Annotated in this window: 1 protein-coding gene; it reads right to left on the bottom strand. The window is 65.3% G+C overall.

All coding sequences use genetic code 11. From position 1 onward, the window contains the following. The coding region (locus RYX56_RS24775) for a phospholipase A (protein ID WP_317124443.1) at nucleotides 1-242 on the bottom strand (242 nt) is incomplete at both ends.

The following is a 242-nucleotide window of genomic DNA, read 5'->3' as shown; positions in this document are numbered from 1 at the left end:
GTCGCCGTGGCCGTAGTAGTCGAGGATGTCCGGATTGTTGTCGAGCGCCCCTCGGCCCAGGCTCTCGCTCATCCGGTACCACGGTCGCACCATCATCACGAAGCCGCCGCGCTCGAAGGCGAACTGGGCATAGAGGCGGTTCCAGCTGCGCGACAGCGTGCCGCCCCGGCCGTTGGATTGGTGGACGAACCCGAAGTTGATGAAGCGCAGCTTGAGGCCCAACAGGTTCCAGTCGGTGCGCA

It is taken from the genome of Alkalihalophilus lindianensis (assembly GCF_032843265.1).
In the GTDB taxonomy this organism is placed as follows: Bacteria; Bacillota; Bacilli; order Bacillales; family Bacillaceae_D; genus Alkalihalophilus; species Alkalihalophilus lindianensis.
Note: the sequence above shows the minus strand (reverse complement) of the source record. Positions and strands in the feature narration are given on the sequence as shown.